The sequence below is a fragment of the Pseudooceanicola sp. LIPI14-2-Ac024 genome, assembly GCF_042188925.1.
Classification (GTDB): domain Bacteria; phylum Pseudomonadota; class Alphaproteobacteria; order Rhodobacterales; family Rhodobacteraceae; genus Pseudooceanicola.
Genome location: NZ_CP170102.1, coordinates 1522405 through 1534815 on the forward strand (window position 1 = coordinate 1522405; position 12411 = coordinate 1534815).

The window sequence follows — 12411 nt, forward strand, 5'->3', positions numbered from 1 at the left end:
TGCCCCCGCCGCGCGCCGCGCTAGACTGGCGGCCATGTGTGGACGTTTCGCCGTGACCCTCCCGCCTGACGCCATGGCGCAGCTCTTCGCGGCCGCGCCAGCCAACGACCTGCCCGAGGTGCCCGAATACAACGTCTGCCCGACGACGCAGATCAACGTGATCTCGCGCGCCGACACCGGGCGGCGGCTGAGCGGGATGCGATGGGGGTTCCTGCCGCACTGGTACAAGACCCCGACCGACGGCCCCCTCCTGATCAATGCCCGGGCCGAGACGATCGCCGAGAAGCCCGCCTTTCGCGCCGCCTGCCGGGAACGGCGCTGCCTGATCCCCTCGGCCGGGTTCTACGAATGGGACCGAGCGGGGGACACCAAGCTGCCGTGGTTCATCCACCGCGCCGACGGCGAGCCGCTGGTCATGGCGGGCATCTGGCAGGACTGGACGCGCGGCGACGAAAGCTTCACCACCTGCGCCATCGTCACGATCGAGGCGACGGGCCGGATGGCCGAGATCCACCACCGCATCCCCGTGATCCTCGGCCCCGACGACTGGGCGCTCTGGCTGGGCGAGGACGGAAAGGGCGCGGCGCGACTAATGACAGCCGCGCCGGACGAGGTGATCGAGATGTATCGCGTGGACACCGCGGTCAATTCCAACCGCGAGCACGGGCCCGAGCTAATCGCGCCGCTCTGACCGGCGGCTCAGCCGGTGACGAGCTTGGTGATCCCCAGGAGCTTCTGCTGGGCCGCGACGGCGGTCAGCAGCTTGTTCAGCAGGGTGCTGGGCACGCCGTGTTCCGAGATCAGGTCGTTCAGCGGCATGACCGCGTCCCAGTAATCCGCCTTGGCCGGCAGGCTGTCGATCTCGAAGGACCCGTGCACCGCGAAGGTGCAGGAGTACTTCCCGCAGCTCTGGTCGCCGCCTTCGAAATCGGTATCGACGCCGTTCTGCACCAGCAGGAGGTAGCCGCCGCCATCCGACATCTTGCCGGTGGACCAGCTGTCGTCGGACGAAATCAAGGTCATGTCTTCGCCAGACATGTTCACGAACATGATCCGGTCGCCCTTGCTGGCGTAAGTGCGGCGCGGAAAGACGCCGGAGTCGTAGATCATCACCAGGTGGGTCTGGCCGGTGTAAGACACGGATTCCTCGAGCACCGAGTAGACCGGGTTGGTCGGCAGGACCTCGGGGTCCGCATTCTTGCTGCCACCGCCGCTCTTGGCCCAGGCCTGTGCGCTCATGGTGATGATCGCGGCGCAGGTCAGCGTCGTGGCGATAAACTTTCTTGCGCTCATGGTCATTCCCTCTGCCAGTTGTGGCCAATTCCAGCCAACGGGACGTCAAAACCGTATCGGTTTGGACCGATGCGCTTTAATCTGTAGGCTTCAAATGCGGCGTCTTTATGGTCCCGGCGCGCCGGAATTTGTCCGTGTTTTTGCTGGAACTTCAGTATATTCGCCGCGTTATCATTCAGGAATTGTTCTGGTCAGAAAGGCTTTTGAGATATGGCACAAGCACCTTCCAACGGCGGCAAAAGCGTCGCCTCCGCAGTGAAATCGACAGATACCGACGACATTCAGAAGCAGCTTTCGGCGTTGCAGGCCGACATGTCGGAACTGACCAAGCTGGTCGGCGACTACGGCAAGTCCCAGGGCAGCCGGTTCCAGGCCGCCGCCAAAGACACCGTGGACAAGCTGCGGCACGATGCCGAGGCGCAGTACCACAAGGCCGAAGCCCAGATGCACGACAGCTACGCCAAGGCCGAGCAGGCCGTGCGCGAGAACCCGGGCATGGCGCTTGGCATCGCGGCCGGTGTCGGCTTCGTCGTCGGCCTCCTCGCCAGCCGGCGCTAAGGGACCCGGATGTTCGGGAACGTCATCTACTCCGCCAAGGTGACGGCGCAGAAGGCCGCGATCAGCATGGGTGGCGTGATCCTCCTGCTGATCGGTCTGGCCTTCCTGACGTCCGCGGCCTGGATCGCCCTGTCCGAGGCGCGCAGCACCCTCTTTGCCGCCACGGTGATCGGCTGCGCCTACTTCGGTCTCGGGCTCATCCTGCTGGCCGTCGCCTCGATGCGCCGCCCGGTGCCGCCGCCGGCACCCGCCGCGGTGGCCGCCGATCCGGCATCGCAGGTCACCCTGACGCTCGGCACCCTCACCGGGGCCTTCGTGCAGGGGCTCGGGGCCGGTATCGCCGCCCGGTCAGCTGCCCCCAGGCGGCCCACGCCGCCCCCTCCGCCGCCACCGGCCGAGTAGCACATTCATAGCGAAGTGACCTGCGGGTATTGGTTTTGACCCGCAGGTCAGCATCATGCCTCCCGACCCCGCCGCACGGCGGCGCAGGATGGGAGGATCCGATGACCACACCCCGCACGCACCCCCCGCAGGGAGCCCCGGCATGACGGCCGCCGTCCCCTCTGCCTTCGCGCTCGACGGCAAGGTCGCCGTCGTCACCGGCGCCGGGTCGCGGTCCGACGGGATCGGCAACGGCCGCGCCGCGTCGATCCTGCTGGCCCGCCACGGCGCCCGCGTCGCGCTGATCGACGAGAACGCCGACTGGGCCGAGGCCACCCGCAAAATGATCGAGGCCGACGGCGGCACCGCCCGCGTCTACCGCTGCGATGTCACCGACGAAAGCGCCTGCCGGGACACCGTCGCGCAGATCACCGACGACCTCGGCGCCCCGGATATCCTGGTCAACAACGTCGGCATCGGCGGTCCGGACGGCACCGCGCTCGACGTCGACATGGCCGCCTGGGACAAGGCCATGGCGGTCAACGTCAGCTCGATGGTGCTGATGTCGCGCGCCTGCCTGCCCGCGATGATCGACCGGGGCGCCGGATCGATCGTCAACATCGCCTCGGTCGCGGGGATCCTCGGCGGCCATACCAAGCTGCTCTACCCGACCTCGAAGGGTGCGGTCGTCCAGATGACCCGTGCCATGGCCACCCACCACGGCCGCGACGGGGTGCGGGTGAACTGCATCTGCCCCGGCATGGTCTACACGCCGATGGTCTACACGCGAGGAATGGATGACAAGCTACGGGAATCCCGCAAGAACCGCTCTCTCCTTCAGGTAGAAGGTGAAGGCTGGGATGTCGGCAATGCCGTGGCCTTCCTTGCCTCGGACGCGGCGCGCTGGATCACCGGCGTGATCCTGCCCGTGGACGCCGGCGCAACCGCAGGCCGTCACCGCGAAGGTTGAGCAAATCCAGAAGGATACCAAGCGACATGAAAGCTGCCGTCGTCACCCCCAGCGGTCCCGAGATCCGCGATGTCGCCATGCCCGAGCCCGGCCCGACCGAGGTGCTGGTTAAGATCCGCGCCGCCGCCCTGAACCGCGCCGACCTCGGCATGGCCTCGGGCCACATGCACGGCGCCTCGGGCGGCGAAGGCTCTCCTCTCGGCCTCGAATGGGCGGGCGAGGTGGTCGAAGCAGGCACCGACGCAGGCGGCTACAAAGTCGGAGACCGGGTGATGTGCTCGGGCCTCGGCGGTTTTGCCGAATACGCCGTCGCCGACCACCGCCGCTGTTTCCCCGTTCCCGACAGCATGACGTGGAGCGTGGCGACCTGCTTCCCCGTTGCCCTGCGCACCATGGCGGACGCGGTGCTGATTAACGGCGGCATGGTCGCGGGCGAAAGCGTGATGATCCTCGGCGCGTCCTCCGGCGTTGGCCTGGTGGGGATGCAGATCGCCCGCCACGCCGGTGCCGCCCGGGTGATCGGCACTTCGACCACGCCGGACCGCCGCGCGCGGCTGGCCGACTACGGCGCGGACCACGCCGTCGATCCTTCGGCCCCCGGCTGGGCCGACGAGGTCCTGGCGCTGACCGACGGCCGCGGCGTCGACCTCGTGGTCGACATGCTCTCGGGCCCCTACATCAACGACGCGTTGGCCTGCACCGCGCTTGGCGGGCGGATCGTCAACGTCGGCCGCCTTGCCGGGACGACCGGCGACTTCAACTTCGACCTGCACGCGCTGCGCCGCATCTCCTACATCGGCGTCACCTTCCGCACCCGCACGGTCGAGGACGTCGCCGCCATCAACACCCGCGTCATGCAGGACGTCTGGCCGCATTTCGCCGCCGGGCGCTACCACCTGCCGCATGACCGCGAGATGCCGCTGATGCAGATCGCCGACGCCCTGCGTGAGATGAGTGCCAATACCCATTTCGGCAAGATCACCGTCACGCCTGGCAACTGATCCTCAGGGCATCAGGACCGCCGCACGGGCAAATGTCTCGCTGTCCTGGGTCAGGTCGTCGTAGATCAGCTCGACCTCGAGGCTCCGGATCGATCCGACCGGAAAGCCCTGGTAGATGACGGCGTCATCGGGGATCACGTTGGGATTGGTCGGGTCGCAGTCGGGCATCGGCCAGTCCTGCGGTTCGCCACCGTTGATTCCGACCCGCAGCCCCATCAGCCCACAGCGCCACGACATCACCTGCGTGACGTAAACCAGATCCTGCCCGCCATATTCCCTGAGCGCGACCCAGGATCCGCGCGTCGCGTCTAGGATCGGCCGCACCTGCGCCGCCGTGGTGAACGGGGCATCCTGTGCCGCCGCGGGGACAGCCACGGCAAGAAAGGCCGCCAGCCTTGCGAAATGTCTCATGAAAATGTCCTTCCCTCGTGCAAGAATGGCGCCGCACCACAATCACCGTACGGTCGCCGCCCTGTCGCCATCCTGACCGCCCACACGGCGGCAAGGGCCCGGGGCGCACGCGGCAGGACGAACAGGCCCATATGACGACAGGCGAGACGGAAAACCAAGCGTTCAACATCGCGATCGTGGCGCAGTCGGGCCGCCTGCAGTTCGAAGCGGTGCTGTTCGCCGCCTCGCTCCGGGCCATGTCGCCGGGGTTTTCCGGCCGCCTCCTGCTGATGGAGCCGCAGGCCGGTCCGCTCTGGGATAGCGATCCCGCCGTCACCGATCCCGAGGTCCGCGCCCTCCTGACCGACCTGGGGGCGGAGTTCGTGCCGTTCGCATCGCGCCATTTCGGCCAGACCTACCCGCAAGGCAACAAGATCGAGGGGCTTCTGGCCCTGCCGACCGACGCGCCCTTCGTCTTTTTCGACACCGACACGCTGGTCACCGGTGAGATCACGCAGATCCCCTTCGACTTCCACCGCCCCACCGCCTCGCTCCGCCGCGAGGGCACATGGCCGCAGCCCGCGCTTTACGGCCCCGGCTACGCGGCGATCTGGAAATCCCTCTACGACCGCTTCGGGCTCGACTTCGAAAGCTCGCTCGACCCCTCCGAACCCGACGAATTCTGGCGCCGCTACCTCTATTTCAACGCCGGGATGTTCTTCTACCATGACGCGAAGACTTTCGCGGAACGCTTTCTCCAGATTGCACTTTCCATCCGCGACGACCCGCCCGACGAACTCGCCTGCCAAAGCCTCGATCCCTGGCTCGACCAGGTCGCGCTGCCCTTGGTGATCCACGGCCTTGGCGGCGGGCGCGACACCCTGCCGCCCGGCCTGATCGACGGCAGCGTCACCTGCCACTATCGCCTGATGCCGCTGCTCTACGCCCGCGAGGACGACCATGTCGTCGAGGTGCTCGAGGCCGTCACCGCCCCCAACCCGGTCAAGAAGGTGCTGAAGCGGTACGAGCCGTTCCTGCGGATGATCTACCAGGGTCGCGGCGCCAAGGCGCGGGCGCTCTTCGACCGGGCCGCCCTGCCCCGCCGCGAACAGGCGATCCGCAACCGCCTGCGCCGCGAAGGGCTCTGGCTGCGCTAGCGGTCCATCGACCCCGCGCCCAGCTCGGCCGCCCAGGCGTCTCGCCGGACCCTCGCCACCTCCTGCCGCGCCATCGGACCCAGCTCGGGGTCCAGCTCTTCCAGCACCTCGACATCAAGCGTGTCGTCGAACGCCGCCTGCATGCCCGGCACCCGGCACTGGCCCTGCCGCAGGGTGAAGCCCAGCCGGTTCTCGGCCGCCGCCACGTCGTTGCTGATCCCGACCCAGACCTGCCCGCCGGTGCGCGCCGCATAGATCACCCATGCCTCGGTCCGGTCCTTCCACGCGGCCCGCGCCGCCCGCTTGTCGACTGCCATGATCGGCCTCCCTGGTTCGCGCCGGGCAATTGACATATTTTTACCCGGGTGTAAATAGTAGCCATGACCCAGACCTTCACCGCCTTTTTCGACCGGATCCGGATCGCCCATGGCACCCAGGCCGAGGTCGCCGCCGCCCTCGTCGCCGCCGGCCAAGCGCCGCAGCCGCAGGGCGTGCTGATCTTCGACGACGCCACCGGGCGCGAGACCGACCTCGACCTCTCCGGCGGGCCCGACGCCGTCGCCGCCCGCCATGCCGAACCGCCGCGCGGACGCGGGCGCCCGAAACTCGGCGTCACCGCGCGCGAGGTCACGCTGCTGCCTCGGCACTGGGACTGGCTGGCGGGCCAGCGCGGCGGTGCCTCGGCCACCCTGCGGCGCTTGATCGACGCCGCCCGGGCCGAGGATGGCGGCGCCTCGGAACGCCGCGATGCCTGCTACCGCTTCTGCTCCGCCATCGCCGGCGACCTGCCCGGGTTCGAGGACGCCATGCGCCACCTCTACGCCGCCCCGCCCGCCGCGTTCCTCGCCGCCATCGACCACTGGCCCGCCGACATCCGGGGCCATGCGGAAAGGCTCCTCACCCCATGAGGCACATCGCCCCCACCGATGCCGCCGCCCGCGCCCTGATCGCCCGCGGGATGGGCACGCCCGTCACCATGCTGAACCTCCTGCGCTTCCGCGACACCGCCGACTATGCCCATGCTCCCGACCTCGCCCCGCCCGCGCCAATCACCGGTGCCGCGGCCTACGACCTCTACGTCGCGGGCCTCGCACCCCTGCTCGCCGCCAGCGGCGGAGAGGTGATCTTCGACGGCACCGGCGGCCCGTGGTTCATCGGCCCCGAGGGCGATGAATGGGACCGTGTCCTCCTGGTCCGGCAGGCCTCGGTTGCGGCCTTCCTCGCCTTTGCCCGCGATCCGAAAGCACAGCACATCGGCCACCACCGGACCGCCGCGCTGGCCGACAGCCGCCTCCTGCCGCTCGACCCGGTTTGACCTTCCCCCGCGGCACAGGCAGAAGGATCGGGCAGCCCCGACGGAGTCGCCCATGTCCCTGCCCCTCGCCTATCTTTTGCTGGCCGTCGCCATCGTGTCCGAGGTCATCGCCACCACGGCGCTGTCCCTGTCGAACGGCATGTCGAAACCGCTGCCGCTCGCGATCTCGATCGCGGGCTACATCCTCGCATTCGCGCTGCTGGCGCTGGTGATGCGGGTGATGCCGACCGGCCTCGTCTACGCGATCTGGGCGGGCATGGGCATCGTGCTGATCGCCGCCGTCGCCTGGGTCTGGCAGGGCCAGCGCCTCGACCTGCCCGCGATCATCGGCATGGCGCTGATCATCGCGGGCGTCGTCGTGGTCAACGTGTTCTCGGGCAGCGTCAAGCACTGACCGGGGGGCTCAGGCCGCCGGTTCCGGCCCGAAGCGGTTGTCGCCCTCGGTCCCCCGCCGGACGTAGAAGATCAGCAACACGATCCAGCCCACAAGCGGGATCAGCCCGATCAGCACCCACCAGCCGCTCTTGTCGATGTCGTGCAGCCGTCGCACCGCCACCGCGAGGTACGGCAGGAACACCGCCAGCGCAAAGAGCGCCGAGAGCGGTTCGCTCTGCACGCTGTACCCCGCCGCGGCCGATGCCGCGTCGCTCGCGCCGAACAGCATGGCGTCAAGGATGCCGACCACGAGCCCGGCCAGGATGACGAAAAGGACGAACCACCAGAACTCCGGCCGCTTCGCACGGCCCGAGAATGTCGCGTACTTGCCAAGCACCATCTTGACCGCCGTGACGAAATCCATCGCGTGAACCCTCCCTGTCGAATGCCCCTGCGTCAGCCTCGCCCAACACGGGGTGCCACGACAAGGAAATTCACCAAGCCGCGGAAGTCGCGCGGGATCTTCGCCGCGGGCCCGTCAGTGCGCCAGCATGCCCGCCATGTCGCGGAAGCCCTTCACCTCGATCGGGTTGCCCGAGGGGTCGCGGAAGAACATCGTCCACTGCTCGCCCGGCTCGCCCTCGAAGCGCACCTGCGGCTCCAGCACGAACTGCACGCCCGCGGCCTTCAGCCGCTCGGCCAGCGCCTTCCAGTCGTCCAGCAGCAGGACAAACCCGAAATGCGGCATCGGCACCATGTGCTCGCCCACCTTGCCGGTCGCGGCATTGGCAAAGGGTTCGCCCAGGTGCAGCGACAGTTGGTGCCCGAACAGGCCGAAATCCACCCAGGTCTCGGTCGAACGGCCCTCGTCCCCGCCCAGCACGTCGCCGTAGAACCGGCGCGCCTCGTCGAGGTCGGTGACATGGAAGGCGAAGTGGAACGGCGTGATCATCGTGGCGTCTCCGGCATCAGGGATTCGCCGGCACGCTGACCGCTCAACCGCTCCTTGGCAAGGGCAAGGCCGCCGTTGCCGGGGCGCGCGCCTTGGCTTACCCATGGGCACCGAGGAGACACGAGAGGAGACATCCATGACCCTTGGCTTCGACACGCTGCAGGTGCACGCGGGCAGCCGCCCCGACCCGGCGACCGGTGCCCGGCAGACGCCGATCTACCAGACCACCGCCTATGTGTTCCGCGATGCGGACCACGCGGCCGCCCTCTTCAACCTGCAGGAAGTGGGCTACATCTATTCCCGCCTGACCAACCCGACCGTCGCGGTGCTGGCCGAACGGGTCGCCACGCTCGAGGGCGGACAGGGCGCGGTCTGCTGCTCTTCCGGGCACGCGGCGCAGATCATGGCGCTCTTCCCGCTGATGGGACCGGGGCGCAACGTCGTGGCCTCGACCCGGCTCTACGGCGGCACGGTCACCCAGTTCAGCCAGACCATCAAGCGCTTCGGCTGGTCGGCCAAGTTCGTCGATTTCGACGACCTCGACGCGGTCAAGGCCGCGATCGACGACGACACCCGCGCGGTGTTCTGCGAATCCATCGCCAACCCCGGCGGCTACATCACCGACCTCGACGCGATCTCGGCCATCGCCACGGACGCGGGCCTGCCGCTGATCGTCGACAACACCTCGGCCACGCCCTACCTCTGCCGCCCGATCGAACACGGCGCGACGCTGGTGGTGCATTCGGCCACCAAGTACCTCACCGGAAACGGCACCGTCACCGGCGGCGTGGTGGTCGACAGCGGCACCTTCGACTGGTCGGCCAGCGGCAAGTTCCCCTCGCTCAGCGATCCCGAACCCGCCTACCACGGCCTCAAGTTCCACGAGACCTTCGGCCCTCTCGCCTTCACCTTCCATTCGATCGCCATCGGGCTGCGCGACCTCGGCATGACGATGAACCCGCAGGCGGCGCACTACACGCTCCTCGGGATCGAAACGCTGTCGCTGCGCATGGACCGGCACGTGTCGAACGCGCTCACGGTCGCCGAGTGGCTCGAGAAACACCCGGCCGTGGCCGAGGTCACCTATGCCGGGCTGCCCTCCTCGCCCTATGCCGACCGGGTGCCGCGGATCTGCCCAAGGGGGCCGGCGGGCTTTTCACCTTCCGGCTCAAGGCGGGCTACGAGGCCTGCGTCAAGCTGGTGAACGCGCTCGACCTATTCAGCCACGTGGCGAATCTGGGCGACACCCGCTCGCTCATCATCCACTCGGCCTCGACCACTCACCGTCAATTGACCGCGGAACAGCAGGTCGCCGCCGGTGCCGGGCCCGACGTGGTCCGGCTCTCGATCGGGATCGAGGATGCGAATGACCTGATTGCCGATATGGATCAGGCACTTAGCGCCGCGACCGCCTGACCGCGCCCGGCATCGCCTCCCGGACCGGCGCGGCAACCCGCGCCGGTCTTTTCCTTTCCTCCCGCCCCCGCTGCGATAGACTTCCCCCCACACCAGTTGCGGCCCGGGGCGCCGCGTAGCAGGGCACGAACCGACCAGCTGCATGAAACCGAATTTCGCTCTGTCCCTGTCGATGGAGGGGATCACCCTTCTGCATCGGGTCCCCGAGGGTTGGGAACCGCTGGGCGAAGTGCGCCCCGACACCGAGGACCTGGCCGAGGGCATGGCCGCCCTGCGCGCCCAGGCCGAGGCCCTCGCGCCCAGCCCGCCGCTCTGCAAGCTCGTGGTGCCCGAGGACCAGATCCGCTTTCTCACGGTCGAGACCGGCACCGCCCCCGCGGCCGAGGCGCGCGCCATCGCCAAGGACGAGCTTGCCGCCGCCACGCCCTACGAGCTCGACGAACTCGCCTATGACGTGGTGACCGGCAACGGCATCGCGCAGGTGGCCGCCGTCGCCCGCGACACGCTGGACGAGGCCGAGGATTTTGCCCGCGCGCACGGCTTTGCCCCGCTCAGCTTCGTCGCCCGGCCCGACCCCGCCGATTACGACGGCGAACCCTTCTTCGGCGCCAGCGCCGCCGCGGCCGAACTGCTCGGCCCCGACACCGTGGTTGTCCCGGACGAGGGCGTCATGGTGATCCTGCCGCCGCGCGCCGCCGCCCCCGAGGTCGCGGAACCGGACGACCTCGCCTCGCCGGACGAAAGCGACGACGACGCCCCCCTCGCCGACGCCATCGACGACACCGACGCGGATGCGCCCGCATCCGCCGCTCCCGCCGATCCGCAGGGCACGCCGCCGTCCTTCTCCTCGATCCGCGCCCGCCGCGATCCCACCGAGGGCAGCGCCCCGCCGCTGGCCGGCGTCAGCCGCGATGCCCCCGGATCGGTCGCCGCCGCCTCCATCGACCTGGGCGACGAACCGCCCGCCAACCTGGCCGAACCGCCGCTGACCCGCGACACGGTTTCGCCCGGCGCCTCGGCCGCCGCCGCGACGCTGGCCGTCCCCGCGACCGACGAAAAGGTCACCGGCGGCATCGCGAGGCTCAAGCGCCCCTCGGGCAAGCGCGAACCGACGCTGCAGGCCGAACCGCCCGCCCCCGCCGCCGCACCCGCCGGCAAGCAGGCGCGCGAGGCTGAGGCGGCGCGGATGACCGTCTTCGGCGCCCGCCCGACACAGGTGGTGACCGGGCCGAAGTACCTCGGCCTCCTGCTCACGCTGGTCCTGATCCTCTTCCTGATGGGCGTTGCCGCCTGGGCCTCGATCTTCATGTCTGACGAGGTCTCGGACCTCCTGCGCCCCGGTGACCTGCCGCAGGTCGCGGGGATCGAGGATCCGCAACGCGCGCCGCTGGCCACCTCGACCGGGATCGAGGAAACCGCCCTGCCCGCCGCCGGTGACACGCCGTCCCCCGACGCCGCCGCCTCGGTCGAGGCCGAAGAGGCCGCCGATGAGGCGCTTGGCGAAACCGGCCCGGTGGCGATGTTGGAAGAGGTCGATCCCGGCCTCTCGGACACCGGCCTGCCCGCACCGATCCTGCAGCCCGGCAGCAGCGCCGCCGTCGATGCCCCCGCGCCGCCGCCCGCCCCCGACCCCGAGGCCGAGGCGCGCTATGCCGCGACCGGGGTCTGGACCGACGCGCCCTTCGCCACGCCCGCACCGCCGCCCGGCACGATCGAGGACCTCTACGTCGCCTCGATCGACCCGACCGTGCCGAACCTCGACGCGGTGGCCCTGCCGGTGCCCGACAGCGAAGGCCGCGACAGCCGCCCCGGATCTCAGCCCAACCCGGCCCCGGCCGGCACCACCTTCGATTTCGACGAGAACGGACTCGTCCGCGCCACGCCCGAGGGCGCGGTTACGCCGAACGGCGTCACCATCTTCGCGGGCCTGCCGCAGCGCACCCCGCCGGACCGGCCCGCCGAAACGCTCGTCACGCCCGAGGAAGAGGCCGCCGACGCCAGCGCGGCCATGTCCGCCAAGCGCCCGCGCCTGCGGCCCGGCGGCCTGGTCGAACGCAACGAACGGCTCAAGCTCGGCGGCTACTCCCGCTCGGAACTTGCCACCTTCCGCCCGCGCGCGCGGCCCGAACTCCCCTCCGCCAAGCGCGAGGCCGAGGCCGAGGCCGACGCACCTTCGGCCTCACCCACCGAAACCGGCACCGACCTGGCCATCGCCAGCTCCAAGCGCCCGAACGAACGGCCCGGCAACTTCGCCTCGATCGTGTCGACCGCGCAGGCCGCCGCGATCCGCCCGGTCGCCGTCGTCGCGCCCAGCCAGGCGATCGCGCCGCAGATCCCCTCGAACGCCTCGGTCACCAAGACCGCCACCGTACGCGACGCGATCAACCTCAGCACGATCAACCTGATCGGCGTCTATGGCCAGCCCTCCAGCCGCCGCGCGCTGGTGCGCATGTCGGACGGACGCTACCGCAAGGTGAAGGTGGGCGATGCACTCGACGGCGGGCGGGTGTCCTCGATCAGCGACGGGCAGCTCAGCTACACCAAGGGCGGCCGCAGCCACCTCCTCAAGATGCCGAACGGCTGACCGTCGGCCCGCAGGACAC

Annotated in this window: 15 protein-coding genes and 1 pseudogene; 11 read left to right on the plus strand and 5 right to left on the minus strand. The window is 69.5% G+C overall.

The window, feature by feature from the left end; all coding sequences use genetic code 11:
- Nucleotides 1-34: 34 nt before the first annotated feature.
- Entirely contained in the window at nt 35-691 is a 657-nt protein-coding gene (locus ACE2AC_RS07405; RefSeq protein WP_375691459.1) for an SOS response-associated peptidase, read from the plus strand.
- 8 nt (nt 692-699) lie between these two features.
- Here the strand turns inward: ACE2AC_RS07405 and ACE2AC_RS07410 are convergent, their stop codons facing one another.
- The gene (locus tag ACE2AC_RS07410; RefSeq protein ID WP_375691460.1) at nt 700-1293 is read right to left on the minus strand and encodes a hypothetical protein; all 594 of its coding nucleotides are present in this window, start codon (nt 1291-1293) and stop codon (nt 700-702) included.
- A 255-nt stretch (nt 1294-1548) separates the two neighbouring features.
- Here ACE2AC_RS07410 and ACE2AC_RS07415 point away from each other — a divergent pair, with 255 nt between their 5' ends.
- From ACE2AC_RS07415 to ACE2AC_RS07430, 4 genes are all read left to right on the plus strand, one after another.
- Nucleotides 1549-1851, plus strand: a complete 303-nt coding sequence (locus ACE2AC_RS07415; protein ID WP_375691461.1) for a YqjD family protein — start codon at nt 1549-1551, stop codon at nt 1849-1851.
- Between the two features lie 9 nt (nt 1852-1860).
- Nucleotides 1861-2253 (plus strand): hypothetical protein, encoded by a 393-nt coding sequence (locus ACE2AC_RS07420; protein WP_375691462.1) that lies wholly within the window; start codon nt 1861-1863, stop codon nt 2251-2253.
- Between the two features lie 142 nt (nt 2254-2395).
- Nucleotides 2396-3202 (plus strand): SDR family NAD(P)-dependent oxidoreductase, encoded by an 807-nt coding sequence (locus ACE2AC_RS07425; protein WP_375691463.1) that lies wholly within the window; start codon nt 2396-2398, stop codon nt 3200-3202.
- A 26-nt stretch (nt 3203-3228) separates the two neighbouring features.
- Nucleotides 3229-4203, plus strand: coding sequence for a zinc-binding dehydrogenase (locus ACE2AC_RS07430; RefSeq protein WP_375691464.1), 975 nt, complete (start codon nt 3229-3231; stop codon nt 4201-4203).
- Between the two features lie 3 nt (nt 4204-4206).
- On the opposite strand, the gene ACE2AC_RS07435 is transcribed toward ACE2AC_RS07430, so the two are convergent.
- Nucleotides 4207-4614: a hypothetical protein gene (locus ACE2AC_RS07435; RefSeq protein ID WP_375691465.1), complete on the minus strand. Its 408-nt coding sequence runs from the start codon at nt 4612-4614 to the stop codon at nt 4207-4209.
- A gap of 131 nt (nt 4615-4745) precedes the next feature.
- On the opposite strand from ACE2AC_RS07435, the gene ACE2AC_RS07440 reads away from it, so the two are divergent.
- Nucleotides 4746-5750 (plus strand): hypothetical protein, encoded by a 1005-nt coding sequence (locus ACE2AC_RS07440; protein ID WP_375691466.1) that lies wholly within the window; start codon nt 4746-4748, stop codon nt 5748-5750.
- Here ACE2AC_RS07440 and ACE2AC_RS07445 read toward each other — a convergent pair.
- A complete protein-coding gene (locus ACE2AC_RS07445; protein WP_375691467.1) occupies nt 5747-6067 on the minus strand; it encodes a hypothetical protein in 321 nt (106 codons plus the stop codon). The two genes, ACE2AC_RS07440 and ACE2AC_RS07445, sit on opposite strands and share 4 nt — an antisense overlap.
- Nucleotides 6068-6130: 63 nt before the next feature.
- Here ACE2AC_RS07445 and ACE2AC_RS07450 point away from each other — a divergent pair, with 63 nt between their 5' ends.
- The 3 genes from ACE2AC_RS07450 to ACE2AC_RS07460 are packed head-to-tail and all read left to right on the plus strand — an operon-like array spanning nt 6131 to nt 7459.
- Complete coding sequence (locus ACE2AC_RS07450; RefSeq protein ID WP_375691468.1) at nt 6131-6658, plus strand: DUF2239 family protein; 528 nt, start codon at nt 6131-6133, stop codon at nt 6656-6658.
- Nucleotides 6655-7065: a DUF1330 domain-containing protein gene (locus tag ACE2AC_RS07455; protein WP_375691469.1), complete on the plus strand. Its 411-nt coding sequence runs from the start codon at nt 6655-6657 to the stop codon at nt 7063-7065. Before ACE2AC_RS07450 ends, ACE2AC_RS07455 begins: the two co-directional genes overlap by 4 nt.
- A gap of 52 nt (nt 7066-7117) precedes the next feature.
- Nucleotides 7118-7459 carry a DMT family transporter gene (locus ACE2AC_RS07460; protein WP_375691470.1) on the plus strand — a complete coding sequence of 114 codons (342 nt, stop codon included), beginning with the start codon at nt 7118-7120 and terminating at the stop codon, nt 7457-7459.
- Nucleotides 7460-7468: 9 nt separating this feature from the next.
- Here the strand turns inward: ACE2AC_RS07460 and ACE2AC_RS07465 are convergent, their stop codons facing one another.
- Together ACE2AC_RS07465 and ACE2AC_RS07470 are read right to left on the minus strand one after the other, a co-directional pair.
- The gene (locus tag ACE2AC_RS07465) at nt 7469-7864 is read right to left on the minus strand and encodes a DUF805 domain-containing protein (RefSeq protein ID WP_375691471.1); all 396 of its coding nucleotides are present in this window, start codon (nt 7862-7864) and stop codon (nt 7469-7471) included.
- 114 nt (nt 7865-7978) lie between these two features.
- Nucleotides 7979-8392, minus strand: coding sequence for a VOC family protein (locus ACE2AC_RS07470; protein WP_375691472.1), 414 nt, complete (start codon nt 8390-8392; stop codon nt 7979-7981).
- 136 nt (nt 8393-8528) lie between these two features.
- Here ACE2AC_RS07470 and ACE2AC_RS07475 point away from each other — a divergent pair.
- Nucleotides 8529-9808, plus strand: a pseudogene (locus ACE2AC_RS07475) (O-acetylhomoserine aminocarboxypropyltransferase/cysteine synthase family protein).
- 142 nt (nt 9809-9950) lie between these two features.
- Nucleotides 9951-12392: a hypothetical protein gene (locus ACE2AC_RS07480; protein ID WP_375691473.1), complete on the plus strand. Its 2442-nt coding sequence runs from the start codon at nt 9951-9953 to the stop codon at nt 12390-12392.
- Nucleotides 12393-12411: the final 19 nt, after the last annotated feature.

Excerpts from the sequence above, each read along its gene's own strand:
- ACE2AC_RS07405 (WP_375691459.1), top strand. The coding sequence starts at position 35 with ATGTGTGGACGTTTCGCCGTGACCCTCCCGCCTGACGCCATGGCGCAG.
- ACE2AC_RS07410 (WP_375691460.1), bottom strand. The coding sequence starts at position 1,293 with ATGAGCGCAAGAAAGTTTATCGCCACGACGCTGACCTGCGCCGCGATC.
- ACE2AC_RS07420 (WP_375691462.1), top strand. The coding sequence starts at position 1,861 with ATGTTCGGGAACGTCATCTACTCCGCCAAGGTGACGGCGCAGAAGGCC.
- ACE2AC_RS07425 (WP_375691463.1), top strand. The coding sequence starts at position 2,396 with ATGACGGCCGCCGTCCCCTCTGCCTTCGCGCTCGACGGCAAGGTCGCC.
- ACE2AC_RS07430 (WP_375691464.1), top strand. The coding sequence starts at position 3,229 with ATGAAAGCTGCCGTCGTCACCCCCAGCGGTCCCGAGATCCGCGATGTC.
- ACE2AC_RS07435 (WP_375691465.1), bottom strand. The coding sequence starts at position 4,614 with ATGAGACATTTCGCAAGGCTGGCGGCCTTTCTTGCCGTGGCTGTCCCC.
- ACE2AC_RS07440 (WP_375691466.1), top strand. The coding sequence starts at position 4,746 with ATGACGACAGGCGAGACGGAAAACCAAGCGTTCAACATCGCGATCGTG.
- ACE2AC_RS07445 (WP_375691467.1), bottom strand. The coding sequence starts at position 6,067 with ATGGCAGTCGACAAGCGGGCGGCGCGGGCCGCGTGGAAGGACCGGACC.
- ACE2AC_RS07450 (WP_375691468.1), top strand. The coding sequence starts at position 6,131 with ATGACCCAGACCTTCACCGCCTTTTTCGACCGGATCCGGATCGCCCAT.
- ACE2AC_RS07455 (WP_375691469.1), top strand. The coding sequence starts at position 6,655 with ATGAGGCACATCGCCCCCACCGATGCCGCCGCCCGCGCCCTGATCGCC.
- ACE2AC_RS07460 (WP_375691470.1), top strand. The coding sequence starts at position 7,118 with ATGTCCCTGCCCCTCGCCTATCTTTTGCTGGCCGTCGCCATCGTGTCC.
- ACE2AC_RS07465 (WP_375691471.1), bottom strand. The coding sequence starts at position 7,864 with ATGGATTTCGTCACGGCGGTCAAGATGGTGCTTGGCAAGTACGCGACA.
- ACE2AC_RS07470 (WP_375691472.1), bottom strand. The coding sequence starts at position 8,392 with ATGATCACGCCGTTCCACTTCGCCTTCCATGTCACCGACCTCGACGAG.
- ACE2AC_RS07480 (WP_375691473.1), top strand. The coding sequence starts at position 9,951 with ATGAAACCGAATTTCGCTCTGTCCCTGTCGATGGAGGGGATCACCCTT.